Genomic DNA, 25,850 nt, shown 5'->3' with positions numbered 1-25,850 from the left:
CTATCCAAGGAAGGACGACCCGATGCCCCGTGTGCTGCTGCTGACCACCCTGGTGGTCTCGACCCTTGCCCTGCTCGTTTCCGGCTGGACCGCCTGGAGCCTGCATCGCAGCCAATCACCTGAGCGGATCATCGAAGCGCGCGGCCTGGTCATCCACGATGGCACTGGCCAACCACGGCTGATCCTCGGTGCGCCGGTGCCGGACCCCCTCAGCAGGGGCCGCACCCAAGGACCGCGTGCAACCGCGCTGTCCGGCCTGATCCTGCTTGGCCCCGACGGTTCCGAGCGCGGCGGTTATGGCACCAGCGACCGCGGGGGCGAAGCCCTACTCACTCTGGACGATGCCACCGGCACCACCGAAGTCTTCAAGGTCGTCGCCAATCCGGACCGTGGCGCCAGCCTGATGGTCAAGCACCAGAACAATACCGGCGCCATGCTCACGTCCTGGCAGGGCAAGCCGGAGCTGATGTTCGTCGATGACAGTGGCCAGTCCTACTACGTGCGCCCCAACGCCAACGCCGCGCCCTGATCTGCTTCTAGCGTCGAGCATGGCTGGGCGCTATACCCCACACACCGCCGCCAGGTCATCGGCCAGCTGCCGCAGCTGCGCCGCCCCCAGCGCCGCGCAGGTGATGCGCAGGCCATGCGCTGGTGCAGCCACCGCAAACACTTCGCCAGCACGCACATGCCATCCGCGCGCAGCCAGCGCCAGCACCTGTGGATGGCTGTCGGCCGGCAACGGCAGCCACAGGTTCAATCCCTCCATCGGCAACGGCGTCGGCACGCCACGCACGCGCAGCAGTTCCTGTAGCGACTGCAGGCGCTGCTGGTACCGCTCGCCTGCCGAGGCGATCTTTGCCCGCTGCGGCGCCGATGCCAGCACCGAAGTGGCGGCATCCTGCAGCAGATGACTGACCCAACCGATGCCGGACGCCAACCGCAACCGCAACCGCATCGCGGTCTCGTCATCACAGGCCAGCCAGGCCAGGCGCAGGTCGGGGCCGAGCGGCTTGGACAGCGAACGCAGCAGCGCCCAGCGCCGGCCATCCAGCGGCAGTACCGAGTGGTAGGCCTGCTGCGAGAGCAGTGCGTAGTGGTCATCGATCAGCACCGCCACCTGCGGATAGGCCGCCAGCAGCTGGCGCAACGCCCGTGCCCGCTTCGCATCCAGGCTGGCCCCGGTCGGATTGTGCGCCCGTGGTGTCAACAGCACCACGCGTGCACCGGCCTCCAGCGCCTGTCGCAGCGATTCGACCTGCATGCCATGCGCATCCATCGTCACCGGCAACGGCGCATGGCCGACGGCATTGAGCACATTGAGGCTACCGAGGAAGCATGGATCCTCCACCGCGATGCGATCGCCCGGCAGCAGCCATGCCGCCAACAGGCGCTCGATGCCATCGACCGCGCCATGGGTCAGCTCCAGCGCGTACCCCTCGGGGCAATCCGCATCCAGCGAGGCGCGTGCCAACGCCTGCAACCTCGGGTCGACCGTGCCCACGCCATACAACCGCGGTGCCGCCGCGGCCAGGCGCAGGCTGGGCAACAGGCGCGGATCCGGGTTGCCACCGGCCAGGTCCTGCAGCGCCAACCCCGGCGTACTGCCCTCGCGCGCCAGCATCGGCGGCAGGCCACGCACCACCGTGCCGCGCCGGCCTGCGGTGCTGGCCAGGCCGGCCGCGTCCAATCGCTTGTAGGCGGCGGCCACGGTGTTGCGATTGACCCCCAACTGATCGGCCAGATCGCGAACCGGCGGCAGCACGCTGCCGGCCGGCAGACGGCCTTTGCCGATGCCATCGCGGATGCTGTCGAAGATCGACTCGGCGCTATGCCCGGTGATTTTCATTTTGTCCTATGCCAAAATAATTCTTGTCCTGTGCCAGTGTATCCCACCCTGGCCGCCCTGCATTGGAGGTGCCCGCATGCCCCTTGCCGCCGCCGACTGGCCCGTCGCCCAGTCTGTTGAACAGATCGCCGCCAACCTGGTCACGGTGCGCCAACGCATCGCCGATGCGTGTGCCCGCGTCGGCCGGGACCCGGCCAGCGTGCGCCTGCTGCCGGTCAGCAAGACCGTCGATGACGCCCGCATCCGCATGGCGGTGGCCGCCGGTTGCCGCGAGCTGGGCGAGAACAAGGTGCAGGAGGCGCAACGCAAGGCCGAGACGATGGCCGATCTGGGCGTGCACTGGTCGGTGATCGGGCATCTGCAGACCAACAAGGCGCGCTACGTGGCGCGCTTCGCCAGCGAGTTCCAGGCGCTTGACAGCCTGCGCGTGGCCGAAGCGCTGCAGCAGCGCCTGCAGCTGGAAGACCGCACGCTGGATGTTTTCGTGCAGGTCAACACCTCCGCCGAACCCAGCAAGTACGGACTGGAACCCGCTGCCGTCGAGGCATTCGTGCAGCAGCTGCCAGTCTTCGACCGGCTACGCGTGCGTGGCCTGATGACTCTGGCCATCTTCGCTCCCGAAGTCGAACGTGTGCGCGCGTGCTTCGTGCGCCTGCGCGAACTGCGCGAGCAGCTGCAGCGTACCGCCCCACCCGGCATCGACCTGTCGCAGCTGTCGATGGGCATGTCCGGCGACTTCGAAGTGGCCATCGAGGAAGGCGCCACCGTGGTCCGTGTCGGCCAGGCCATCTTCGGCGCACGCGCCACCCCGGACAGTTTCTACTGGCCCAGCAATGGAGCCCCGGCATGAAGCACGCGGTTGTCCTGCAACACGTTGCCTTCGAGGACCTTGGCACCCTGCAACCGTTGCTGCTGGCCCAGAGCTGGCAGCTGCAGGTGCTGCAGGCGGGTGTAGATGCACTCGATCCGGCCGAAGCGGCTGACCTGCTGGTGGTGCTGGGTGGCCCGATCAGCGTCAACGATGTTGATGTTTACCCGTTCCTCAACGATAGCATCGCGCTGTTGCAAGGGCGTTTGCAGCAGCAGCGGCCCACGCTGGGCATCTGCCTGGGCGCGCAGCTGATGGCACGTGCACTCGGTGCCGATGTCGCCGCCAGTGGTGGCAAGGAGATCGGCTTTGCGCCACTGCTGCTCACCGATGACGGTCAGCGCTCGCCACTGCAGGCCCTGCAGGGCATTCCGGTACTGCATTGGCATGGCGAGGCGTTCGAACTCCCAGCGGGTGCACGCCGCCTGGCCAGCACGCCGGCCTGCCGCCACCAGGCCTTTGCCATCGGTAACCATGCGTTGGCACTGCAATGCCATCCGGAGCTGGACGCGCGCCAGTTCGAGCGCTGGCTGATCGGTCACACCCTGGAACTGGCGCAGGCCGGCATCGATCCGAACGACCTGCGCACGCAGGCGCGTCGCTATGGCGCGCCACTGGCCGCGGCCGCCACCGCGATGTTCGACCATTGGCTGCAGGACCTGCCGGAGCTACCGCGATGAACTACCGATTGCAGATCCACCGCGATGGCGCCTACTGGGGCCACTTCGACTGCAGCGGCCCCGATGCCATGCAACGCATGGACGCCATCGCCGCACAGCTGCCTGCAGACCAGGGCTTCCAGCTGAAACGGCAGAAAGGCATCGGCGAAGAGCGCATCCTGTCCAGCAATGCCGATGGCCTGCGCGTACTGGCTTCGCAGATCCAGTACCGCGACCTCTGACGATCGTCACGGTAGTGCCGGCCGCTGGCCGGCACCTGACGGGCAACAGATTTGCCGGCCAGCGGCCCGCACTACCCCGGCTGTTCGCCCGAGTGCGAAGCTTCACCCATGCTGACCCTGCAACGCGGCAGCCACCACGGACTGCTCATCGCACCGCGCTGGCCCTCTACCCGCATCCAGCTGGAAGAAGAAGTGCTGCAACGTTTGCTCGACGCGCAGGCATTGCTGCCTGCCGGGCTGGGCCTGCTCGTCACGCGCGGCTTCGAACCCAGCCACAGCCGGCTCGGCGGCTTCCGTCGTGGCGTGCGTTGGCTCGGCATCGCGGTGTTCCGCGCCTGCTATCCGCAGCGCCATGATGAAGTCGATGCCATCTTCGGCGCCAACGGCCACGACATTGATGGCCGTCATATCGATGTCTCAGTGGTATTGCACGGCAAGCGGCTGCGGCTGCTGCCACTGGGCGTGTTCACCCCGCCGCGCTGGCAGCAGCGTCGCACCGCCCGCCATGCCGAAGCGATCGCCCGGGTGAAGCGCAGCCTCCAGCACTGCGGTTTCGAGCTGCATCACAACCCCACCGAAGCCCTGCAGATCCACTGCGACTTTCGTCCGCGCTGACCTCGCAGTCGGCCACGCATGCCGCGCCTCGCGCCCATGGATGCAAATGATTCTCTTTTGCTGTAAGGTGTAGCCGCTGCCCTTGCCGCCGCGGCCTGTTCCCTTTCCCAGTTGTCGCCCGCCCCGTGTCCACGCCTGTCGAACCGACGGATGTCGCGCAGCTGTGCGCGGCCCACTACCAGCCGCTGCACGCCCATGTCCGCCGTAAGCTCCCGCAACGCAGCGACGCCGATGATGTCGTCCAGGAGACCTGGCTGGGCGTCGTCAGAATCGCCGCCAGTGGCCTGCTGAGCAATGGCCGCGCCTACCTGTACCGCGTCGCCCACAACCTGAGCCGCGGCACCCGCGCTGCTGGTGGCCGGTCGCTGGCATGTACTGCGCGGTACTGGCATGCCGGGCTACCTGCCAGCGGGCACACCAGCGCTGGTGATCGCGCTCGCTTCAGTCGGTGCATCCGTCGATGCGACCGACGCCGACCTGCTATGGGTGCTGGACGATGAGTGAGCGCGGCCAACACTGGCAGGCGATCGCCATCAGCATCGGGCTTCACCTGTTGCCCCTGCTGCTGTTGGTGCACTGGGTGGCCGCGCCGCCATTGCTGCCGCCGCCCGAGCAGGACGTGCGCATCAGCCTGCGCCTGCTGGCACCGGCGACGCCGCCGCAGCCAGTGGAAGAACGCCAGGCCGACACCCCCAGCCAGGCGCAGCAGGCGCGCGCATCCCAACCCACGAATTCGCCCCCTCCACCGAAGCCCACCGCCACACGCGAGGGCGAAGTGGCCGCCAGCGAACGCAGTGGCGCTGGCCGGCAAGCCCTGCCGGTCGCCCCGCCTGCGGCCGCGACCGATGCAAGTCCCGCACCGGCATCGATCACGGCCGCGCCGCCCGCTCCCGACGCCCCACCGGCGGACTTCCAGGCCGGCGCCGCCAGCGACCAGTGGGAAGCCCGCCTGATGGCGCGGCTGGAGCGCTATCGCTACTACCCTGCTGCGGCCCGCTCACGGCGCCAGCAGGGCACTGCCTGGGTCAGGGCCAGCATCGATCGCCAGGGACGCCTGCTGGCCCTGCGGTTGGAGCAGTCCAGTGGCCAGCCGATGCTTGACGGCGCCGCACTGCAGACCTTCCGCCGCGCGCAGCCGCTGCCGCCCATTCCCGATGAACTGAAGGCACCACAGGAACTGGTGGTGCCGGTGGAGTACTACCTGCGCTAGGCGTTGTGGAACTGTGCTGCAGTCTGCAACCTCAATCCAGGTTCAGGTCAAACACATCCGGCGCAACAGAGCAGTCCGCCGTGTGCAACGATCGCAGCGTGCTGTATCGCCGGGCCCATGCCCGGCTGCTCCATGCGAACGGCAGCCGAGCATGGGCTCGGCTCTACAGGGGAACAGAACCTGGCCGGGCGAGGCCCCGGCGCGAAAGAGGCAGGGCTACGTCCACGCCGGATCCGCAGTGAAATCGATGGTCAACCAGAACGTGCTGCCCCGCGCATCCAGCCGCACGGCGATCTCATCGCGCATCGCATCGACCTCGCCCACCGAGCCCAATGGCGTACCGGGGTCTGCCAGCACATGGATCTCGATGAAGCGCATCCGCCCCATCTTCGCCACGTGGCTGGTGAAACCGGCATAGCCACGCTCGGACACGAATGCCTGCATAACCTGCTGCACGCGCCGGTCCAGGTCATCCGGCGCCACCTGCAGCACTTCGCGCATGGCCTTCCATGCACTGCGCGCCGGCACTGGCAGTACCGCCAGGCTGATCAACGCCAGCACGATCGAATCCAGGTACGGGACCCAGTGGTGCCACTTGCCGCCATGCAGGACAAGGGCCAGCACGAAGGCCAGCACCACCGCCAGGCTCATCAATCCACCCAGCAGCCAGCCTCTTACATCCAGCCACAACAACGCCGAGCGCAGGCGCCGCGCACGCTGCGCGACGAACGTCGCCATTGCCAGGTTGCTGGCACTCAGCAGCGCCGCCCACCACAGCGCGGGCCCGAATTTCACTTCGTGCCCGCCCGTGGTCAAGCCGATGACCGCGTTGGCCAGCGCGTACACGCAGGCCAGCGACAGGATCACCCCACCGAGTGCCTCGACCATCGGCTCCAGGTGCCAATAGCCATACTGGAAGCGCGGGCTCTGCTCCCGCGCCACCAGCCGCAGTACCGACAACGAAACCAGAGTCAAGGCAACGTCGACCAGGCTGTACACGCCGTCGAACAGGATGGCCTGCGATCCCACCAGCAGGCCACCGATGAAGCCGACCGCGCTCACCGCGATGGTCACCCCGATGGAGAACTTGAGGATGCGTTGCTCGCGCGCGGTATCCATCGCTCGCCGAAGGGCCGACCGTCCCCGGTCAGGCCTTCAGCACCTCCACCCTGTACGAGGTCACATCGCCATCGTGCTCGATGATGAGCCCGTGCACATCCGACTCGAAGCCCGGGAAACGCGCATTCTGTTCACGGGCAATACGCAGTGACTGGATGATCGGCTCGTCGCTGTCGCCGAATCGCTCGCCCGGCATGATGGTCGGAATGCCCGGCGGATACGGCACCAGCATGGTCGCCGCAACGCGACCACTGAGCTGCTCGATGTCGACCCGCTCGATCTCGCCCTTCACCAGGTGGTTGTAGGCATCGGCCGGGGTCATCACCGGCGTCGGCAGATCCACGTACATCTCGCGCATCACCTTGGCGACCTCGAATTCCTGGTTGAACGCGTGCAATGCATCGCACAGGTCACGCAGTCCCCAGCCAGCGTAGGCAATCGGATAGTCCGCCGCCAGCGTCGGCAATGCCTGGCTCAACGGCGCGTTGCAGTCGTACAGCTCCTTGAAGGCCATCAGCTCGGTGACCAGCGTGCTCCACTTGCCCTTGGTGATGCCCATCGAGAACAGGAACAGCACCGAATACAGGTTGGTCTTCTCCACAGTGATGCCGCGGCCCCACAGGAACTTGCTCAGCACCGCCGCCGGAATGCCCAGCTTGCCCATGCTGCCGTCCATCGCCAGGCCCGGGGTCAGCAGGGTCACTTTGATCGGGTCGATCAGCACGTAGTCATCGACCAGATTCTCGAAGCCGTGCCAGTGCGCATCCGGCTGCAGGTACCACTCCTCGCGCTTGGCCACCAGCGGAGCCGGCGTATCGCCCTTGTCCAGGCTGCGCTCGACCTTGGTCGGCTGCCAGACACTGAACCACCAATCGTCGCGCCCGAGGTCGTCACGCACGTGCAGCATCGCGCGGCGGAAGGCGATCGCCTCGTCATGCATTTCCTGCACCAGCGAACGGCCGGCCTCGCCCTCCATCATTTTCGAGGCCACGTCACAGGCCGCGATCACCCCATAATGCGGGCTGGTCGAGGTGTGCATCATGAACGACTCGTTGAAGCGCTCGGCATCCAGGTCGCGCTGCGCCGAGTTGCGTACGTGGATCATCGACGCCTGCGAGAACGCGGCCAGCAACTTGTGGGTGGAATGCGTGGTGAAGATGATCGCATCCTGCTCGCGCGGCTTGCCCTTGGCCATGCCGTAGTGGTTCTCATAGAACGGATGGAACGCGGCGTAGGCGTACCAGGCTTCGTCGAAGTGCAGGAAGTCGACCGCGCTGCCGATTTCGTCGGCGATCTTCTCGGCGTTGTAGCACAGGCCGTCGTAGGTCGAGTTGGTCACCACCGCAATGCGCGGCTTGGAACCGGCCTTGTAGGCCTGGCTGGCCAGCGGGTTGGCGGCGATGCGCTGCTGCAGCGATTCCGGTGTGAACTGATCCAGGCTGATCGGGCCGATGATGCCGTGTGCGTTGCGGCTTGGGGTGAAGTACACCGGCACCGCGCCGGTCATGATCAGCGCGTGCAGCAGCGACTTGTGGCAGTTGCGGTCGACGAACACCACGTCGCCGCGGGCCACCGTGCCATGCCAGACGATCTTGTTGGCGGTGGAGGTCCCATTGGTGACGAAGAAGGTATGGTCGGCACCGAAGTTGCGCGCCGCCTCTTCCTCGGCATCCTTGATCGGGCCGGTGTGATCCAGCAGTGAGCCCAGCTCCGGCACCGAGATCGACAGATCGCTGCGCAGGGTGTTCTCACCGTAGAACTGGTGGAACGCACGGCCGACCGGCGACTTGGTGAATGCCACGCCGCCTGCATGGCCCGGCGTATGCCAGGAGTAGTTCGACTCTGCCGCATGATGGATCAGCGCCTTGAAGAACGGCGGCAAGAGATTCTTCATGTAGTCTTCGGCCGCGCGCATCACCTGCCGCGAGATGAAGCTCTTGGTGTCTTCAAACAGGAAGATGAAGCCGTGGATGTACTTGAGCAGCTTGCTCGGTACCTTTTCGATGGTGCGGCGCTCGCCGTACAGGAACACCGGCAGGTTGGCGCGGCGCGCACTCTGCTCGCGCAGGAAGGCGGTGAGGCGTTGGAACTCGCCATCCACCTCTTCGCTGCCATCGATCGAGATCAGCACCGCCGAGGCCGCCACGTAGGTACGGGCTCCGGCACGCGCATCATCCAGGTTCAGCCCGCACAGCACCCGCTGGTCGTTGCTGCGCAGCTCTTCCACCAGGGCGCGGATCAGGATGCCGCCGATGCGCGGCGACTCGTAGTCGTTGTCGATGACAATGACCGGGTAGTCCAGGGACTTGAAGTACACGTTGATTCTCCTTGTCGAACTCAGGAACGCTGGGCGCCGGCGCTGATGGCCGATGCCTCGCGGGCGCGCTGCCGCTGCTGACGGCGCTCCTCGCTGAAGAAGGGATAGAACACGGTGATGAACAGCACGAACAGGAAGGCGTACTGCACGATGGTTCCCGACGAGCCGTAGATCGCCCACAGGCAGTACACGACGGTCAGGCTGGTGAGGGTCCAGAACGCACCGGTATGGACCAGGGTGTGCGAACGCTCGACCACGAAGTAGCAGGCCACGCACGAGTAGATGTAGGGCAGCAGGGTCAGCACCACGGCCGCCGACGTGATCACGTCGAACTGGGCCGACGCGGTTTCCGAGGTGGACGTCACCAGCACCGCCAGGGTCATCAGCACCGCCACGATCAGCACGCCCTTGACCGGCACGTCGTCCTTGTTGGTCTTGCTGAAGATGCTCGGGAACAGGCCATCATCCGAGGCCGCCTTGGCACTCTGCGCGGTCAGCAGGATCCAGCCGCCCAGCGAACCGGCGGCGCCGATGAAGGCGCACAGGCTGACCAGCGCGCCGCCCCAGCCGCCGACCGCCTTGGCCGCCGCCAGCGCGAACGGCGCGTCGGAGGTCTGCAGCTCGCCATTGGGCACCATGCCCATGATCACTGAGGAACTGGCGATGTAGGCGATGGCAGCCAGGAACACACCGGCCAGAGTGGCACGGGCCACGTTCTTCTCCGGGTTCTCGACCACGCCAGCCGTGACCGAAGCCGATTCGACACCGATGAAAGCCCACAGGGTCAGTGCCGCGGCACTGGAGATCGCACCGAAGTTGGACTCACCGGACACGTTGTAGGCGCCCTTGAAAATGTCGGCATCGAAGAAGAACCAGCCGAAAATGGCGATGCCCAGGATCGGCACCAGCGCGAAACTGGTGGTGACCGTCTGCACACGGCTGACGAAGGCCGGGCCGATCACGTTGGCAAAGCTCAGCGCCCACACCAGGATCAGCACCGCGATGCAGCGCACCAGCGGCTCGGACAGGATCGGGAAGAAGTAGCTGAAGTAGCCCACCGCGGCAATCGGTATGGCAACGTTGCCGATCCAGTTGGCGAACCAGTAGATGGTATTGGTCTGGAAGCCCATGTAAGGCCCGAACCAGTCACGCGCATAGGCATACGGACCGCCCGCCTTCGGCGCCAGCTTGCCCAGCTTGGCGAATACGAAGGCCAGCAACAGCGCACCGGCCGTGGTGATCAGCCAGCCCCAGATCGATGCGGTACCGATCTTGGCCAGGCTGGACGGCAACAGGAACACGCCTGAGCCCATCATGTTGCCGGCGACGAGGAAGGTGGCTCCGACCACCCCGATTTTCTTTGCTTCTGCCATGACAATCTCCTGTACTGGCATGAGCCCGGTGCGGCCGGGCGTGGGGACGGTTGCGCTGGCGTAACGCCGCTGGCGCTTATTTGATGAAGTTGTATTGCAGGCTGCCCTGCACCCGGACCGTGTCGCCGCGCGCGCCGCCCTGCTGTTCCAGGCGGCCGTACAGCAGCTCCATGCCCATCGTCCACGACGGCGCCGGGCTCCAGATCAGGTTGAACACGCCGTATCGGCTCTGCCGGAAGGCGTCGGCAGCGAGTGCCGCGTTCCGCTCCAGGGTCAGCTGGCCGAAGATCAGGTTCGAACGCCATAGCTCGGACCAGTAATGCGTGTAGCCGACGAAGCCGCCGTGCAGGTCCAGCGCGTCGAGACGGCCATCGGCACCGACCACCGCGTCCAGCCCGGAGCCGGTCAGGTCCGCGGTGTAGCGGCTGAGGCCGCGCCCGCCGAGCGCGCCGAACAGCAACAGATCGCGCTCGCCTACCGATGCCGAGCCACTGAACTGCAGGCCGCCGGCCATGCGCCGGTCGCGCTCGCCCTCACCGTCATAGGCCAGGCTGCGCGCCACCGCGCCCAGCTGAAGATGGCCCCAGTCACGCTCCATGCGTGCGGTCACGGTCACATCCGGCAGCCGGTTCACTGCGGCCCGTTCATCACTGGCACCGGCCAGTTCGGTCTTGGGGTCTTCGGCGGCCAGCGTCAGGGTGTTGCCCTTGCCCATCGCGAAGCTGTGGTGGATGCCGGCCACCAGCAGATAGCCGGCGCCGCCGGGACCGGCGAAGTCGAGCGTGTCGGGCAGGCTGTCCGGGTCCATGAAACTGGAGTAACCGTAGCCGGCATAGGTATTGCCAAGCTGGCCATACGCGTGGCGCAGGCGGAACGCGTAGCCATCGCTGCTGCCGAAGAAATCATTCTCCAGGTAGAAGCGCAGGTTGCCGTGCGTGGTCGGGCGCCGCGCCTCGAAGCTGAAGCGGGTCTGCTTGGCGTGGATGTTGAAATTGGAAACATCGCGATGGCTGCCGCCCACCGGCATCGACGAAGGGATGAACTGATCCTCGTCACCGGCCGCACGCGAATCTGCAATCGCATCGAGCTTGGCATAGCCGCCAATGCGGATCACCGTGTCAGTACCTGGAATGGCAAAGAAGCCCTTCAGATCCGGGTCGGTCGGCCCAGCAGCGCTGTCGGGACGCGAGGCCGCCGTTGAGGGATCGGCCACCGATTCGCGCTGCGGCAGCACCGGTTGCGCCACACCCGGCACCTGGGTGGGATGCAGCAGGTTGGCGCTGCTGCCAGGTGGTGTCACCGGCGCCGCTACCTGCGCAGCGGCCGCGACAGCGCCCTCGCGTTGTTCGAGCTGATCCAGGCGCTTCTGCATGCCCTCCAGTGCCTGCCGCATGGCAGCGATTTCCTGGCGCAATGCGTGCGCATCCTCCTGGCCATTCTGCTGCGCATATGCTGGCGTGACCGCCAGCGCGGTCAGGCAGGCCAGACTCAGTACCGCAAAGCGCATTGCATCCTCCCTGGACGAACATTCGCAGCGCACTGACGGCGCGCGCGCAGGCGCAGCTCCGACGTTGCGTTGCCGTTGCTGGAAATGCGGGTACTGCGTCGACGACACCGGCCAGCCTGCGCGTGGCAGGCAACAGGACGATGACACTGCCCCGCCCGTACCGATATCGACGCCATCAGGGCCGCACTGCCGGAGAGGTGGCGACCGCAGCAGTCTGGGTAACAACCAGGGAGTGAGAACGTCGTGAATGGCTGTGCCGACTGCCCCGGTTCAGGGCGTGTCAGGCGCGGCATCCCTGGCGCGTTGACGCTGTCTTCCATGCGTCACAGGCTAATCCGCCTGTCGTTTTTGGCCTTGATTGGAATCAAGGCGCGATGCTTGATGTCAGTCACGATTCAGACGTGACGACGAACAGGTGGTGCGCAGCCTGCATCACCCGCACAAGTGACGAAACGCAACAGGCCCGCATGCTGCCATGCGGGCCTGTGGTGTCGCATCACGACATGGGTGCCGATCAGCGTGGGCCCAGCACCGTCTGCAGGTCAGCGCCCTGTGGCAGGCCGGCGCGACGCTGCACCTGGCCCTGTGCATCCTGGAACAGGATGCCCGGCGTGCCCTGGAAGCCCATTTCAATCATCAGCACCTGGTTGGCGTCGAGCTTGGCGGCGATCTCGCGGCTGATGCTCGGCAGGGCCTTGATGCCACCACGGTCGAACTGGTGTTCGTTTTCCAGCAAGGCCGCACTCGGGTCACGCGCAGACAGGATGGCCGCAGCCTTGGCCGGGCTGTCCTCGCGAATCACGCCGACCATGATGTGGCGCAACTGCACCTTGCCGGCGTCGACCCACGGACGCGCCGCTTCCCAGAACTTGTGGCAGTACGGGCAGTTGGCATCACTGAAGGTATAGACCACGCGCGGCGCATCGGCCTTGCCGTCACGCACCCAGGCACTGGCCTCCAGCTTGGTCCACATCCTGGCCGACATCGGTGCTGCGACCAGCTTCTCCACCGCCTCGGCGGCCACGTCGTTGCCCTCGGCATCGAACAGGCTGCCTACCAGCACATGCTTGCCGTCGGCGGTGACATAGGCTGCGGCCGGCTGCTGCCCGCCCACCACGCCAGCGAATCCACGCAGGCCACCCGGTGCATCGAACTCGGCAACGACTTCAAAACCGTGCTTCTCGATGCCTTTCAGCACTGCGGGGCGCTCGCCCTTGGCCGCTGGGGCCTGAGCGCTCGCTGCCGGCGCTGCCGTTGCCTTGCCTGGCGGGGTCTGGGCCTGACTGCAGGCGGCCAATGCCAGCATGACCGGCAGCAACAGCACCGCCGAAGCGATGCGCAGGGAAGTCGACAACATGGGAACTCCGTAGTGAGATGCCCGCGCAGGCTACCGCAGCCGGCGCAGTTTGTGTTCAAGACCCGCCGCCGTCAGTTCGCCAAGGTGCAGTTCACGCAGGCGGCCTTCGGCGTCGAAGAACAGCGTCGATGGATAGGCCTGTACACCCAGCACGGTTGACGCCGAGGCGGTATCGTCCAGCAATACATTGCCCAGCCGGAGCTGTTCGGATGCGATGAAACCCTTCACTTCGTCCAGGGTTTCTCCCTGGTTGAGGAACACGAACTGCACGTCAGTGTGGGTCTGCTGTGCGAATGCCAGTACCGGCATCTCGCGACGGCAGGGACCACACCAGCTGGCCCAGAGATTCAGCACCACCGGTTTGCCACGGAATTGCTGCAGGTCGATCCTGCGCCCCTGCAGATCGGCCACCTGGACCGCCGGCAGCGGCATTCGCCGCTCCTGCCATGTTGCCAGCAGGTGGCTGCCCGCCGCCCACAGCACCACACCCACCAGCGCCCCCGCCAGCACCGGCGCACGCAACGCGCGCCACAGCCGCAGCCGCCAGGTGCCCCACGCCAGGCCCGCAACCAGCACGACGGCAAGGTGATACCCACCGTCGGCGATCTGCAGGATGCTCCAGGGGGCCTCACGGTAGAGCGCGAAGTTCAAGGCCACGAAGCTGATGCGTCCACACAGCAGGCCGATCAGCAACATGTCCAGGACCAGGCTGGCCGCGGAAGGCACTGCCATCCCGTCCTTCGGCCGCGGCCACAGGTGGGCCACCGCCATGGCCATAAGCACGCACATCAGGATCAGCACCACCGGCATCGGCACCGGTCCAACACTCGACATCAACCCACCTGTCACATCATCTCGTTGCCTGCATGGTCAAAGCGTCGCGCCCAGGTTGCAAGTGCGACGCCCACCGCAGGCTTCAGGCCGCGCTGCGCGGCATCTGCATGCCAGGCGCCGGTTGCAGCCCGCGCAGGCTGCCCGCCACCGACGACAACAGCGGCCGTTCGCGCCGTTTGTTGTTGACCTGCCGCCGATAGTTGGCCGGCGTCATTCCGACAATGCGCAGGAACAGGCGGCGGAATGCGCTCTGGTCTGCATAGCCCACGCCCCAGGCCACTTCATCGATACCCGCCCCCTGCTGCAGCAATGTCTGCGCCTTGGCGATACGCAACCGCTGGCAATACTCGATCGGACGCAGGCCGGTGGCCTTCAGGAAGCGCCGCTGCAGAGTCCGCGGTTCCAGTCCGGAAACCTCGCAGATCGCTCCGAGCGTGGCCCCACGCGCAGCGGTGGTATGCAGCCAGCGTTGCGCCTTCAGTACGTCGCGATCGCCGTGGGCGAAGTTGGCACTGAAACGCTCCAGATCCTGCTGGATCGCCGCGGGCACCGTGATCCCCAACTGCTGCGCCACGGAACTCGCTACGCCCTGGCCGTGCAGCCGGTACAGCAGCCGCAGGGCGAGGAAGCGCCAGGCCTGGGAACCGGCCACTGTCAGCAGATCACCGTCGTCGACCAGCGCGCGCTCACTGGGCACCCAGCTGGCCGACTGCCCCTGCAGGCCCGGATGGCGCCCGAGGTCCGGCCCACTGACGGTGCGCCCGGCAAGCAGACCTGCGCGTGCCAGCATGCTGACACCATCGCTGGCAGCTGCCAGCAGACTGCCGCCATCGTAATGCGCGCGCAGCCAATCCAGCAGGACCTCATCGGCGCGCAGGCAGACGCCTTGACTGATCTGGCCAGGCACGGCGATCACGGCGGGAATGTCCGCCTCGAGCATCTCCGCGCCGGCAATGCGATGCACGCCGGTCTGGCTGGCTGGCACGACCCAGCGGGTCACCAGGACACGCTTGAACGGGCGACGCTGCTGCTGGGCAAGCCGGTTGGCGACATGTGCCATTTCGGTCAGCACAGAGGCGGCCGACGGGTCGCCTCCCGGGTACTCGACCACCGCGACCTCTACGAATCCTTCGTTCCTGAATCCTTCCACAGAGCATCTCCTCGGTTCGTTGCGGGCCATCCAGCGGCCGGTTCAGGCGCAGGGTAGGAACTGCCACGACGGCGGGGCTATGAAGAAAGTTGCAAAGTGCGCTGAATGCGCCGTCAGCGGCGGGAGCTTGACCCTGGACTGCACTCAAGGCTTCAGAATGACCGGCAGCATCCGCAGGAATCCGCCATGAACATTGGTCAACTGGCGCGCCAGGCCGGCGTACCGATCGATACCGTGCGCTACTACGAGCGCCAGCAGTTGCTGCCCACCGCGGCACGCTCGGCCGGGGGCTATCGCATCTTCGGTGAGCAGGACCTGCGCCGGCTGCGCTTCATCCGCCGCGCCAAGACGCTGGGCTTCAGCCTGGAACAAATCGCCGAACTGCTGGCACTCAGTGATGGCCATCCGCAGGACATGGGCAGCGTGCGCGACGCGGCGCAAGCCCGACTGCAGGACATCGCGCAGCGCATGGCTGAACTGCAACGCATGCACAGCGCGCTCTCGCAGCTGGTCGACGCCTGCCCCGGCCACGGCACCCTGGATCAGTGCCCAATCCTGGCGGCGCTGACCGACGGCGCCGACTGAGTACGTGTGATCGTCGTTCCCTTCGCAACGCGCGTGAAGAAAAGTGCAACAAATGCTTGCCAACCCTCTGGGGCAAGGCTATTATTTCGCTCCTCAGCGACGTGGGGCCATAGCTCAGCTGGGAGAGCGCCTGCATGGCATGCAGGAGGTCAGCGGTTCGATCCCGCTTGGCTCCACCAATCTTTCGGCATTAGGCCGTCGAAAGGTCGCTAAAGAACATTGATGAGAATTGCGTCCCCATCGTCTAGAGGCCTAGGACATCACCCTTTCACGGTGGCGACCGGGGTTCGAATCCCCGTGGGGACGCCACTCATCACGAACAACGAGGACCCGGCCGATAACCGGGTCTTTTTTGTTCACCGCCTACCGGCATTCAGGTTGTGGCGTTGCGGTTCCCCTGCCCTTGGTGGCAACGGTTGAACCGGGACGAAAAAGTTCAAAAAAAACTTCCACAAACGTGAACACGCAGGTATGATAGGCGGCTCGGTAACACGGGGCCATAGCTCAGCTGGGAGAGCGCCTGCATGGCATGCAGGAGGTCAGCGGTTCGATCCCGCTTGGCTCCACCACTTTCGACATTAGGCCGTCGAAAGTTCTACAACTTGAAGTTTTTCGTGCGTCCCCATCGTCTAGAGGCCTAGGACATCACCCTTTCACGGTGGCGACCGGGGTTCGAATCCCCGTGGGGACGCCAGTTTCAAAACGGACTCTGCTCCCGGCAGATATCCGATGTTTCATGGGGCCATAGCTCAGCTGGGAGAGCGCCTGCATGGCATGCAGGAGGTCAGCGGTTCGATCCCGCTTGGCTCCACCACCTCGACATTAGGCCGTCGAAGGATCTACAACTTGAAGTTTTCGTGCGTCCCCATCGTCTAGAGGCCTAGGACATCACCCTTTCACGGTGGCGACCGGGGTTCGAATCCCCGTGGGGACGCCAATTCTTGAAAACCCCGACTCCGGTCGGGGTTTTTCTTTGCCTGTGATTCCTGGGAAGGCCCTATCCACGCATGGCGTGGATCTACTGCAGGGCCCGGGTAGATCCACGCCATGCGTGGATGGCTTCACCCCGCCCACGGCTCAGAACCGCCGATACATCCCGATCGATGCCGGGGCAGTCGGTGCGAAACCAAACTGCGCGTACAACCGATGCGCCTCGCCATCGGCCAGCAGGCTGACATACGCCGACGGCGGCAGGTTGGCCTGCATCCAGCCGTCCAGGCGCCGCATCACCTCCTTGCCCAGACCCTGCCCCTGCAACCGCGGCAGCACCGCGATGTCGCAGACCTGCAGGTGGCAGCCGCCATCGCCGACGATACGGCCCATCGCCACAAGTTCTGCACCCTGGTAGGCACACACGCCGAACAGCGTATTGGGCAGCGCGCGCGCAGCTGCTTCCCGGGTCTTGGCGCTGAGGCCTGCGAGCACACGCAACTGGCAATAGTCCTCGACCGTGGGCACGGCTTCGCGGAACTGGCAGGTGATGGAATCATTCATGCGACATCTCCGGATGGGTCGGGCTATCCTGCCGCATCCACGTCGCAGCCGCTGCGACCCAGGCCCAAAGAGTCCCATGTGCTATTCCGCCCTGATCCGCGCTGACTACGCCAAGCTGGTACGCGAGTTCGGCGCCATCCTGTCGCTGGAGGACTTCGCCGAGCTGTACGCACACGATCCGGGCAAGAAGCGGCCGAAGACCCTGAAGGCGATGGATGACGGATTCGCCGGTGCGCGTACCGAACAGGGGCGGGACATCGTGGCGAAGATCCAGCAATGGCATGCGCAGGAGCAACAGGCACTGGAGGCCGAACTGGCCCGGCAACGCGAACGACGCGATATTGCCCATGCCACGCTGGCCACCCGGCCCACGCAGAAGGCGCGCAACGACCTGCGCGTGGCCGGCAACCGCATCGAGCGCGCACAGGCCCGGCTGGAAGACCTGCATCGGGTGCAGCTGCTGCCGCGTGACAACCGCATTTTCCCCGGCACCTACGCACCGGTGATGGTCAGCGAGAACGGCCAGCGCGTGATCAGGCCGATGCGCTACCAGTGCCGGCTGCCGGACAAGCCGGCGCGCAACGACGTGCTTTACCCCGGCACCTACAATGCGCGGCGCGACAGCCTGGAAGGTTACTGGCGGGGTGCGTTCGGACTGCGCCATGGCGTGGTGGTGGTACAGGCGTTCTACGAGCACGTGCCCCGCCACGCCATCGCCGGCCGCACCCTCGGTGCCGACGAAAAGGAACAGGACGTGGTACTCGAATTCCGTCCCGATCCGCCGCGCGACCTGCTGCTGGCCTGCCTCTGGGCAGAATGGGAAGGACCGGAAGGCCGCCTGCTGTCGTTTGCCACGATCACCGACGCACCGCCCAGCGACGTCGCCGCTGCCGGGCATGACCGCGGCGTAGTGCCGATCCGCAAGGAACACCTCGACGCCTGGCTCAACCCCGAACCGGATGACCTGGCGCGCCAGTACCGCATCCTCGACGACCGCGAGGAGATCCGTTACGTGTACAAGGAAGCGGGCTGAGCGCCGGACGCAATTGAAAAACCCCGCCTGGGCGGGGTTCCTGGATCAGGGGTTGCCGCCGAACATCGCAGACGCGAGCATTCACCCCCCGGCAGTATCCCCTGCAGGTCCGTGGCGGACGGCTCAGGCCTTGACGCTGGAGCGACCCACCGCACGCGCCAGCGCGCGTGACAGATCGGCCGACAGGTAGGGCTTGACCAGCAACAGGCCGGCCAACATCGGTGTTGGCAGCTGCTCGGCCAGCGTTCCGGTGGCCAGCACGAACGGAATGCCACGTGCCGAAAGCGCTGCAGCCACCGGTTCACTGGTCTCGTTGCGGGCCAGCCGGTAGTCCAGCAGGGCCACGTCCGGGGTGCTCTGCTCCAGCAGCTGCAGGGCTTCGGACACGCTCGCTGCAAGCCCGACCACAGTCGCGCCGGCATGCACCAACTGCATCTGCAGCAGGGCCGCACTCATTTCGTCGTTCTCGACCACCAGCACCCTCAGGTCCTGCAACACTGTCATCGGCTACCGCTCCTGGAGGCAATTGCACGCTGGGAGTATAGCTATCAAGGGGCCAATGCCGACAGGAACCGCCCTCATAGGCCCTCCTACTATGCATCGCCTGCCGACCTCGGTTACACTCGCACGCTGCCTGCCGGTGTGGCGGAATGGTATACGCAGCTGACTCAAAATCAGCCGGGGGTGACCCCATGAAGGTTCGAGTCCTTTCACCGGCACCACTGCATCAAAGGCCAGGTCCATGACCTGGCTTTTTGCATTTCCCGGGTCCGAGCGCCCGACACTGGCAAGCATGCCCCAGCATGCCCTGCCCGCGCGCTGCCCCTCCTGCGGGCGTCCGACGCCGTCGCCCGGTCCCACTACTTCTCGCTGCCAGGCGTGATCGAGCACACCAGCTGGGGCGACGTTTCCGAACGGGCGATGGCGCTGCAGATCGCCCGCCATCTGCCTGACGTATCCGATCAGCGCCGGGCGCTGGGACGCCAACAACCTGCAGGCGGCTGCCGCGATCCTCGACGGCTGCCCGCAACGCGGTGATGACCTGCTGGCCCGCGACGGCGGCGAGGAATTCATCGCCGCCCTGCGAGCGCCTGCGCGCCGCCGTGGAAGCCACCGCGCTGCCCGCCGCTGAGGCCCATGTGACCATCAGCATCGGCGTAGCCTGGCAGGTTGCACATGAGCAGGCCGCCCAACAAGGCCGGGGAACAGCACTCCGACCGCCGGGCCTAGACCGCGCGCAGCACCGCCCCACCGTGCAGGTGCCCGGCCCCGCCCTGCACCCGGAAGCTGGCCACCGTCTGCAGCAGCTGCGCCGACTGCTCTTCCATGCTGCGCGCTGCGGCCGAGGCTTCCTCGACCAGCGCGGCGTTCTGCTGGGTGCCCTGATCGATCAGATCGACGGCATGATTCATCTGCTGAATGTCGTCGCTCTGCTGCTGCGCGGCCGTGCTGATCTCGGACATCAGATCACTGACACGGCGCACATTGACCACGATCTCGTCCATGGTGCGTCCGGCGCTCTCAACCTGCGCGGTACCGGCGCCGACATTGGCCACCGACGCATCGATCAGCTGCTTGATCTCCTTCGCGGCACTGGCCGAGCGCTGCGACAGTTCGCGGATCTCGGTGGCGACCACGGCGAAGCCACGCCCGTGTTCGCCCGCACGCGCTGCTTCCACCGCCGCGTTCAACGCAAGGATGTTGGTCTGGAAAGCAATGCCGTCGATCACGCCGATGATGTCGACGATGCGCCGCGAGGACGCGTTGATCACGGCCATGGTCTCGACCACTTCGTGCACCACGTTGCCACCGCGGGCAGCGACATCAGCAGCACCACCGGCCAGCTGACTGGCCTGCCGTGCGTTGGTCGCGGTGCGCTGCACGGTCTCGGCCAGGCCCTTCATCGACACCGCGGTCTCCTCCAACGACGCGGCCTGCTGCTCGGTGCGCTGCGACAGATCGCTGTTGCCCTGCGCGATCTCGGTGGCACCGACGGCGATGGTGTCGGCGGCGAACTTGATCTGGGCGATGATCGCGGCCATCGCCTCCACCAACGAATTCACGCCTTCGCACAGCTCGGCGATCGGCCCGTTCTTGTCGGCAGTGGCCACGCGCCGGGTCAGGTCGCCCTCCTTCGCGGCCGCCACCACTTCACGGGTCTGCGCCACGGCACGTTGCATGGCCTGGTTCTCATGCACCTGCGCGGTGATGTCGGTGGCGTACTTGACCACCTTGAACGGCTTTCCGTTGAGATCCAGGATCGGGTTGTAGGACGCCTGGATCCAGACCTCGCGCCCGCCCTTGCCGAGGCGCCGGTACTGGCCGGCATCGTATTCGCCACGGCCGAGCTTCTCCCAGAACTGGCGATACTCGGCACTGCCACGATACTCGGGCTCGACGAACAGCGAGTGGTGCTGGCCACGCACGTCGTCCAGGCTGTAGCCGGTGGCGGCCAGGAAGTTGTCGTTGGCCGAAAGGATGCGGCCGTCCATGCCGAACTCGATCACCGCCTGCGACTTGTCGATCGCCGCCAGCTGCCCGGCCGAGTCGGCTGCCTGCAGCTTCTGCGCAGTGATGTCGGTGGCGAACTTGACCACCTTGTATGGCCGCCCCTGCCGGTCCAGCACCGGGTTGTACGAGGCCTGGATCCAGATCTCGCGCTGGCCCTTGCCGAAGCGCCGGTACTGGCCAGCGTCATATTCGCCACGCCCCAGCCGCGCCCAGAACTCGCGGTACTCGGCGCTGCGCGCCTGCTCGGGATCGACGAACAGGGAATGATGCTTTCCCTGGATCTCCTCCAGCCGGTAGCCCATCGCCTGCAGGAAGTTGTCATTGGCCTGCAGGATGGTGCCATCGAGGGCGAACTCGATGACCGCCTGGACCCGGTGCAGCGCCGCGACCTGGGCTTCCAGCTCGGCACGGCCATCGGACACGGCCTCGGCGCCGGTGCGGTGCTGGGGAGCCAGCGCGCCCAGCAGGGCACGCCACGGCGACCAACGGGTATGCAGCTCGGCCGGCGCCTGCGCGCCCGCCGTGAAGCCTGGAATGAGCATTGTCTGATCCTCGGTGTCCGGTAAGCGGTTGCGACCCGACGGGCGGGATGCCCGGCGGCAACTTCAGGTGCCAGGGACTACAGGTGCCAACCGGCACCTCTCGAGCGACTGCCACGAACGTCTGCTGCGGGTGCGATCGGCATCTGGGAGCGGCGGAACACACAGCGCGGGCCGCCCATCGGGGACGGCCTGGGGTCCTGCGGCGGGTGACTGGAGCGGGATCCAGAGGGAGTATCGGCGAGGCGATCGGTGGCTTTAGCCGGATTACGCGACGTCCGTCGCAACTTCAGATGCGGCTGCAGGGACGCGGTAGACAATCGCGATGTACTTCACATTCTGCTCACGCTCGGCGGGGCACGGGGTGTCGTCACGGAACATATCGCGCGTTGCCGCCGTCACTGGGCATAGCCTTGCCCGGCACGCCGATGCAGTTCAAGCCCAAAAGGTTTGCATGACCAACGGGCGATTCCATGGCAGGTGAAAATGGCCAGCATGCAGCGAACCGCAGGACGCTCACTGACACGGAGATCGCATGTTCCCACGCTTGGCCAGCTTCCTGATCCTGGGCCTGTGCAGTACCGGCGCCCTCGCTGCCGATGCCACCTATCGGCCCGCCTTCCAGCCGGACCAGCTGAAGGGGCCGCCTGCAGGGCGACCGAACGAGGTACTGGTACTGGGCACCGCCCACCTGTCCGGCCTGCCCAAGTCCTTCCAGCCCGCCTTGCTTGAACCGTTGCTGCAGCGACTGGTCGCCTGGAAGCCCGGGCTGATCGCCACCGAAGACCTGTCCGGCCTCCAGTGCGATTCCATGCGTCGCTACCCGGAACGCTATGCGGAGAGCGTGGCCACCTACTGCTTCGACACCACCGCTGCGCAGGCTGCCACCGGCCTGGACGTGCCTTCAGCGAACGCCCAGGCCGAGCGCCTGCTTGCGACCTGGCCGGACGAGCCGACGCCCGCCCAGCGTCGTCGGCTCGCCGCATTGTTCCTGGCTGCGGGCGAACGCGGCTCGGCGCAGGTGCAATGGCTGCGCCTGCCTGCGTCCGAGCGCAAAGCCGGCGATGGGCTGACGCCGGCCCTGGTCGAGATCCTCGGCAAAGGCCTGGTCCGCCGCAATGAAACCAGCCTGATCGCCGCCGTCGTTGCCGCCCGCCTCGGGCATGAACGGCTGTGGGCCGTGGACGACCACACGGCCGATTCTCCCACACCGGCGGAGGATAAGGCGGCGGCCAGTGCAGCCATCACCGGTGCCTGGAACAATACGTACTTGCGGGCGCGACGGGAGGCCGATGAACGCCTCGTGGCCAATCTGGACAAGCCCGGTGGCGTCATGGCGCTGTATCGGGATTACAACAGCCCGGCGGCAGCGATGGCAGCGTACCAGAGCGACTTCGGCGCGACGCTCGTCGAGCCGTCCTCCAAGGCGTTCGGCCGGATGTATGTCGGTTACTGGGAAACCCGCAACCTGCGCATGGTCGCCAACATCCGCGACGTGCTGGGCCTGCACCCTGGCAGCCGAATGCTGGCCATCGTCGGTGCCTCGCACAAGGGCTACTACGAGGCCTACCTCAATCAGATGCACGACGTGCAGCTGGTCAGTACGGACGCAGTACTGCGTTGACCAGGATAGGTGCCGGCCATGCGCTGGCACTATCCTGCAAGGCCCGTCTGCAGGTGCCGACATGCTGAAAGTGATCGCCGAGGATTTCATCCATCCCGATGCCGTGGATACCGTGCTTCCCCTGTACCGCGAGCTGGTCGCATGCACGCAGCGAGAGCCGCTCTGCCTCGGCTATGAACTGTTCGTCGACCAGAGGGACCCCGGGCATTTCGTCTTCATCGAGCAATGGCCGGACCGCGACGCACTGGATATCCATTGCGCCAGCGAGCACTTCCAGCGTCTGGTGCCTCAGATCAACGCGTTCCAGCGCGCACCGTGCCGGGTCCTGCTGATGGACGCCGCACGGGTGTAGTGCCGGAAGCGAGACGCCCGCCGACGCTGCGGCCATGCCGCCACAGCAACAGGCAGGCTGCAACCGTGCACGCCAGGCTCAGGACCAGCAGCGCGACCGCGCCTTGCTGCAGCACGGGCAACAACGCCTGCGCGTACGGGTCGCCGCGCAGCTGTTCGGCGCGCAGGCAGGTGGCCAGCGCCAGGCACCAGCCGATCAGGGCCGGAATGAACATGCGCACCGCAACCGGGTTCCAGGCATTCATGGGTTCACCTGCTTGAGTGGAGATGCGCGCAGTATTCGCGCGCGTCCTCTCACAGGCTGAGATCAGTCCTGGGCGGCATCGGCATCGTCGCCTGGAAGCCCCGACAGCTCGCCCTGCACCTGCACGTTGTTGCGCCCCAGCGCCTTGGCCCGGTAGCACTGTGCATCGGCAGCGGCCACTGCCTGGTCCACGCTCATGCCCCCCGCCAGGGGCGCGATGCCGATGCTGGCACCGACCCGCAGCCGGTGCTGATCCCATGGAATGGACAGCGCTGACAGGGTCTGCAGGAGCTCACCGCCGATCCGTGCGGCACGACGCGGCGTACACCCGGACAGGATCACCGCGAACTCGTCGCCGCCCAGCCGCGCCACCACGTCCGAATCACGCACACCATGTCGCAGCACACTGGCCACCGCCCACAGCACGGCATCGCCGGCCAGGTGGCCCCAGGTGTCGTTGACCGGCTTGAAGCGGTCCAGATCGATGTACATCAGCGAGGCGGCCTGCCCGGTGCGCTCGACGCGGGTGATCGCCTGCTGCAGGTGCACCTCGAAACCGCGGCGGTTGCTCAGTTCGGTGAGTGGATCGATCTCGGCCAGGTGGCGGGCTTCGCGCTGCCGCGCCCGCTGCTGGGTGTCGTCGCGCAGCACCCACACCGCGCCGCGCACATGGCCTTCGTCATCGCGCAGCCAGGCCCGCGTCAGATCCACCGGCACCGTTGCCGTGCCCAGGCGCAGCAGCAGGTCGGCATGCAGGTCCACCGCGTTGCTTTCCGGGTCCAGGAGTACCTGCACATCCAGCACCGAGCCGGGCGCGTACTCGGTGGTCAGCGCCAGCACGTCCTGCACCCTGTGCCCGGCCAGCGACAGCGCGCCATCACCGGCCAGGGTGCGTACCGCGGCCGCGTTGGCATAGTCGATGCGGCCGTCAAGGTTGACGCTGAGCACCAGGTCGGCCACCGCATCCAGGGTGATGCGACTGCGCTGTTCGCTCTCGAACAGGCGTTGCTCACTGCTGCGCTGGGCGGTGATGTCCTGGATCTGCGACACGAAATGCAGTGGCTGGCCATGCTCGCTGCGCACCAGCGACACTGACAGCCGCGCCCAGATGATGCGGCCGTCGCGGTCGAGATAGCGCTTTTCAAGGTGGTAATGGCTGCGCCGTCCGGCCAGCAGGTCCTGCACCAGGGCCAGGTCGGTCTGCAGGTCATCGGGATGGGTCAGGCGCTGGAAGTCGACCTGCAGCAGCTCTTCGCGCGGGTAACCCAGGATCCGGCACAGCGCATCATTGACGTCCAGCCAACGCCCCTCCAGCGACACCAGCGCCATGCCCAACGCCGCCGACGTGAATGCACCGGCGAACTTCTCCGCCGACAGCCGCGCCTCAGCCCGTGCCTGCAGGATCTCGGTGATGTCGATGGCCATGCCGACGTAGCCGATGCGTGCGCCATCGGCACCTTCCATGCGGCTGATCGACAGGCGCACCTGGCGTGGCAGACCCTCCTTGCGCAGCAACGTCCACTGCCGCGAGTAGGTCTGCCCGTCAGCGCGAGCACTGAGCGCTTCGAACACGTCGGGAAGGTTGCCCTCGGCATCGGCCAGCGGCTCCAGCCAGGCTTTCAGTTCCTCCGGATCGTGGAACGCATCGAGCCGGCGCTGGCCGACCACCTCCGCTGCGCTGTAGCCCAGCAGGCGCTCCGCACCCGTGTTGAACAGGGTGATGGTGCCATCGGTATCGGTGGCGATCACCGCTACCTCATCGGACGCATCGACCACGGCCTGCAGGCGTTGCCGGGTCTCGGCCGCGTCCTGCCTCGCCTGCTGCAGCTCGGTGACGTCAGCATGCGCGCCGGCCATCCACAGCGGCTTGCCCTGCCCATCCCATTCGAAGACCCGCCCGCGGTCCTGGATCCAGATCCACTGCCCGTTCTTGTGGCGCATGCGCAGCAGGCAGGCGTAGTTGTCGCTGCGGCCTTCGAAATGCTCATCCAGCGCCGCATCGGACAGCGCGATGTCATCGGGATGGACCAGCTTCAGGAACGTCTTCTGGCAGATGGGTTGCAGCTCTTCCAGGCGGTAGCCGACGATCTCAGCCCAGCGCGCGTTGACCCGCATCTCGCCGGTCTGCACGTTCCATTCCCAGGTTCCCGCGGCGGTACCGTCGATGATCATCGCCAGGCGGCGACGCTCTTCCGCCAGCTCCTGCAGGCGGCGCTCCAGCAGTCCATTGCCGTGGGTGCCCTGGCCCGGCATCAATCCGGTCCCCTGCCGGCACGGGCAGGCGCCGACCGCAGCGGAACGCTGCGGCCTGCAACGAAGATGGCGGGTCGTGCTGGCGTCATGGCCCTCCCCAGCAACAGCGGGGTGGCCGG

The 25,850-nt window shown here is 66.3% G+C and carries 23 protein-coding genes, 7 tRNA genes and 3 pseudogenes; 20 read left to right on the top strand and 13 right to left on the bottom strand.

What is annotated here, in order from left to right:
• Window positions 1-22: 22 nt before the first annotated feature.
• Entirely contained in the window at window positions 23-529 is a 507-nt protein-coding gene (locus tag ACM0O9_RS03895) for a hypothetical protein (protein WP_005417089.1), read from the top strand.
• Between the two features lie 30 nt (window positions 530-559).
• Here the strand turns inward: ACM0O9_RS03895 and ptsJ are convergent, their stop codons facing one another.
• Entirely contained in the window at window positions 560-1,846 is a 1,287-nt protein-coding gene (gene ptsJ, locus ACM0O9_RS03890) for a MocR-like B6 salvage transcription factor PtsJ (RefSeq protein ID WP_065196106.1), read from the bottom strand.
• 76 nt (window positions 1,847-1,922) lie between these two features.
• Between ptsJ and ACM0O9_RS03885 the strand changes: the two genes are divergently transcribed.
• The 7 genes and pseudogenes from ACM0O9_RS03885 (at window position 1,923) to ACM0O9_RS03855 (ending at window position 5,440) form a co-directional block, all read left to right on the top strand.
• Complete coding sequence (locus ACM0O9_RS03885) at window positions 1,923-2,696, top strand: YggS family pyridoxal phosphate-dependent enzyme (RefSeq protein ID WP_414604133.1); 774 nt, start codon at window positions 1,923-1,925, stop codon at window positions 2,694-2,696.
• Entirely contained in the window at window positions 2,693-3,394 is a 702-nt protein-coding gene (locus ACM0O9_RS03880; RefSeq protein WP_005417093.1) for a glutamine amidotransferase, read from the top strand. Before ACM0O9_RS03885 ends, ACM0O9_RS03880 begins: the two co-directional genes overlap by 4 nt.
• Window positions 3,391-3,615 (top strand): hypothetical protein, encoded by a 225-nt coding sequence (locus ACM0O9_RS03875; RefSeq protein ID WP_005417095.1) that lies wholly within the window; start codon window positions 3,391-3,393, stop codon window positions 3,613-3,615. Before ACM0O9_RS03880 ends, ACM0O9_RS03875 begins: the two co-directional genes overlap by 4 nt.
• A 108-nt stretch (window positions 3,616-3,723) precedes the next feature.
• On the top strand, window positions 3,724-4,230 hold the full coding sequence (locus tag ACM0O9_RS03870; protein WP_005417100.1) for a hypothetical protein: 507 nt from the start codon (window positions 3,724-3,726) through the stop codon (window positions 4,228-4,230).
• A gap of 125 nt (window positions 4,231-4,355) precedes the next feature.
• Window positions 4,356-4,562 (top strand): annotated as a pseudogene (locus ACM0O9_RS03865) (RNA polymerase sigma factor); the annotation flags it as partial.
• A 1-nt stretch (window position 4,563) separates the two neighbouring features.
• A pseudogene (locus ACM0O9_RS03860) lies at window positions 4,564-4,734 on the top strand (ChaN family lipoprotein); the annotation flags it as partial.
• Window positions 4,727-5,440, top strand: a complete 714-nt coding sequence (locus ACM0O9_RS03855; protein WP_235649269.1) for an energy transducer TonB family protein — start codon at window positions 4,727-4,729, stop codon at window positions 5,438-5,440. The pseudogene ACM0O9_RS03860 and the gene ACM0O9_RS03855, both read left to right, overlap by 8 nt.
• Window positions 5,441-5,656: 216 nt before the next feature.
• Here ACM0O9_RS03855 and ACM0O9_RS03850 read toward each other — a convergent pair whose 3' ends face one another.
• The 7 genes from ACM0O9_RS03850 to ACM0O9_RS03820 all read right to left on the bottom strand — a co-directional run bounded on the left by ACM0O9_RS03850 (window position 5,657) and on the right by ACM0O9_RS03820 (window position 15,097).
• Entirely contained in the window at window positions 5,657-6,559 is a 903-nt protein-coding gene (locus tag ACM0O9_RS03850; RefSeq protein ID WP_065178510.1) for a cation diffusion facilitator family transporter, read from the bottom strand.
• A gap of 28 nt (window positions 6,560-6,587) precedes the next feature.
• A complete protein-coding gene (locus ACM0O9_RS03845; RefSeq protein WP_053499657.1) occupies window positions 6,588-8,876 on the bottom strand; it encodes an Orn/Lys/Arg family decarboxylase in 2,289 nt (762 codons plus the stop codon).
• Window positions 8,877-8,896: 20 nt separating this feature from the next.
• On the bottom strand, window positions 8,897-10,249 hold the full coding sequence (gene adiC / locus ACM0O9_RS03840) for an arginine/agmatine antiporter (protein WP_005410068.1): 1,353 nt from the start codon (window positions 10,247-10,249) through the stop codon (window positions 8,897-8,899).
• 76 nt (window positions 10,250-10,325) lie between these two features.
• A complete protein-coding gene (locus ACM0O9_RS03835) occupies window positions 10,326-11,756 on the bottom strand; it encodes a DcaP family trimeric outer membrane transporter (RefSeq protein WP_065196105.1) in 1,431 nt (476 codons plus the stop codon).
• A gap of 514 nt (window positions 11,757-12,270) precedes the next feature.
• Complete coding sequence (gene dsbG / locus ACM0O9_RS03830; protein ID WP_235649271.1) at window positions 12,271-13,113, bottom strand: thiol:disulfide interchange protein DsbG; 843 nt, start codon at window positions 13,111-13,113, stop codon at window positions 12,271-12,273.
• Window positions 13,114-13,143: 30 nt separating this feature from the next.
• The gene (locus ACM0O9_RS03825; protein WP_235649272.1) at window positions 13,144-13,947 is read right to left on the bottom strand and encodes a TlpA disulfide reductase family protein; all 804 of its coding nucleotides are present in this window, start codon (window positions 13,945-13,947) and stop codon (window positions 13,144-13,146) included.
• A gap of 82 nt (window positions 13,948-14,029) precedes the next feature.
• Window positions 14,030-15,097, bottom strand: coding sequence for a GlxA family transcriptional regulator (locus ACM0O9_RS03820; RefSeq protein WP_005417111.1), 1,068 nt, complete (start codon window positions 15,095-15,097; stop codon window positions 14,030-14,032).
• A 186-nt stretch (window positions 15,098-15,283) separates the two neighbouring features.
• Here ACM0O9_RS03820 and ACM0O9_RS03815 point away from each other — a divergent pair, with 186 nt between their 5' ends.
• The 7 genes from ACM0O9_RS03815 (at window position 15,284) to ACM0O9_RS03785 (ending at window position 16,619) form a co-directional block, all read left to right on the top strand.
• Window positions 15,284-15,682, top strand: coding sequence for a heavy metal-responsive transcriptional regulator (locus tag ACM0O9_RS03815; RefSeq protein WP_005417119.1), 399 nt, complete (start codon window positions 15,284-15,286; stop codon window positions 15,680-15,682).
• Between the two features lie 103 nt (window positions 15,683-15,785).
• Window positions 15,786-15,861 (top strand) — tRNA-Ala (locus ACM0O9_RS03810).
• A gap of 54 nt (window positions 15,862-15,915) precedes the next feature.
• Window positions 15,916-15,991 (top strand) — tRNA-Glu (locus tag ACM0O9_RS03805).
• Between the two features lie 184 nt (window positions 15,992-16,175).
• Window positions 16,176-16,251 (top strand) — tRNA-Ala (locus tag ACM0O9_RS03800).
• Between the two features lie 49 nt (window positions 16,252-16,300).
• Window positions 16,301-16,376: transfer RNA gene (locus ACM0O9_RS03795), tRNA-Glu, on the top strand.
• Window positions 16,377-16,420: 44 nt separating this feature from the next.
• Window positions 16,421-16,496: transfer RNA gene (locus tag ACM0O9_RS03790), tRNA-Ala, on the top strand.
• A gap of 47 nt (window positions 16,497-16,543) precedes the next feature.
• Window positions 16,544-16,619: transfer RNA gene (locus tag ACM0O9_RS03785), tRNA-Glu, on the top strand.
• A gap of 140 nt (window positions 16,620-16,759) precedes the next feature.
• Here the strand turns inward: ACM0O9_RS03785 and ACM0O9_RS03780 are convergent.
• Window positions 16,760-17,176, bottom strand: coding sequence for a GNAT family N-acetyltransferase (locus ACM0O9_RS03780; RefSeq protein ID WP_139727277.1), 417 nt, complete (start codon window positions 17,174-17,176; stop codon window positions 16,760-16,762).
• A 76-nt stretch (window positions 17,177-17,252) separates the two neighbouring features.
• Between ACM0O9_RS03780 and ACM0O9_RS03775 the strand changes: the two genes are divergently transcribed.
• On the top strand, window positions 17,253-18,209 hold the full coding sequence (locus tag ACM0O9_RS03775; RefSeq protein ID WP_235649273.1) for an SOS response-associated peptidase family protein: 957 nt from the start codon (window positions 17,253-17,255) through the stop codon (window positions 18,207-18,209).
• Window positions 18,210-18,332: 123 nt separating this feature from the next.
• Here the strand turns inward: ACM0O9_RS03775 and ACM0O9_RS03770 are convergent, their stop codons facing one another.
• Window positions 18,333-18,713 (bottom strand): response regulator, encoded by a 381-nt coding sequence (locus ACM0O9_RS03770; RefSeq protein ID WP_005417125.1) that lies wholly within the window; start codon window positions 18,711-18,713, stop codon window positions 18,333-18,335.
• A 132-nt stretch (window positions 18,714-18,845) separates the two neighbouring features.
• Here ACM0O9_RS03770 and ACM0O9_RS03765 point away from each other — a divergent pair.
• A tRNA-Leu gene (locus tag ACM0O9_RS03765) sits at window positions 18,846-18,931 on the top strand.
• 269 nt (window positions 18,932-19,200) lie between these two features.
• Window positions 19,201-19,408 (top strand): annotated as a pseudogene (locus ACM0O9_RS03760) (GGDEF domain-containing protein); the annotation flags it as partial.
• 27 nt (window positions 19,409-19,435) lie between these two features.
• Here the strand turns inward: ACM0O9_RS03760 and ACM0O9_RS03755 are convergent.
• On the bottom strand, window positions 19,436-21,262 hold the full coding sequence (locus ACM0O9_RS03755; protein ID WP_065178516.1) for a methyl-accepting chemotaxis protein: 1,827 nt from the start codon (window positions 21,260-21,262) through the stop codon (window positions 19,436-19,438).
• Between the two features lie 532 nt (window positions 21,263-21,794).
• Here ACM0O9_RS03755 and ACM0O9_RS03750 point away from each other — a divergent pair.
• Entirely contained in the window at window positions 21,795-22,883 is a 1,089-nt protein-coding gene (locus ACM0O9_RS03750; RefSeq protein ID WP_065178517.1) for a DUF5694 domain-containing protein, read from the top strand.
• A gap of 61 nt (window positions 22,884-22,944) precedes the next feature.
• Window positions 22,945-23,235, top strand: a complete 291-nt coding sequence (locus tag ACM0O9_RS03745; protein ID WP_053500696.1) for a putative quinol monooxygenase — start codon at window positions 22,945-22,947, stop codon at window positions 23,233-23,235.
• On the opposite strand, the gene ACM0O9_RS03740 is transcribed toward ACM0O9_RS03745, so the two are convergent.
• Together ACM0O9_RS03740 and ACM0O9_RS03735 are read right to left on the bottom strand one after the other, a co-directional pair.
• Complete coding sequence (locus ACM0O9_RS03740; protein ID WP_032954271.1) at window positions 23,177-23,479, bottom strand: hypothetical protein; 303 nt, start codon at window positions 23,477-23,479, stop codon at window positions 23,177-23,179. The two genes, ACM0O9_RS03745 and ACM0O9_RS03740, sit on opposite strands and share 59 nt — an antisense overlap.
• A gap of 62 nt (window positions 23,480-23,541) precedes the next feature.
• Window positions 23,542-25,731 (bottom strand): PAS domain S-box protein, encoded by a 2,190-nt coding sequence (locus tag ACM0O9_RS03735; RefSeq protein WP_065178518.1) that lies wholly within the window; start codon window positions 25,729-25,731, stop codon window positions 23,542-23,544.
• Between the last annotated feature and the right edge of the window lie 119 nt (window positions 25,732-25,850).

The sequence above is a fragment of the Stenotrophomonas sp. FR012 genome, from assembly GCF_047520565.2.
Taxonomy (GTDB): Bacteria; Pseudomonadota; Gammaproteobacteria; order Xanthomonadales; family Xanthomonadaceae; genus Stenotrophomonas; species Stenotrophomonas sepilia.
Note: the sequence above shows the minus strand (reverse complement) of the source record. Positions and strands in the feature narration are given on the sequence as shown.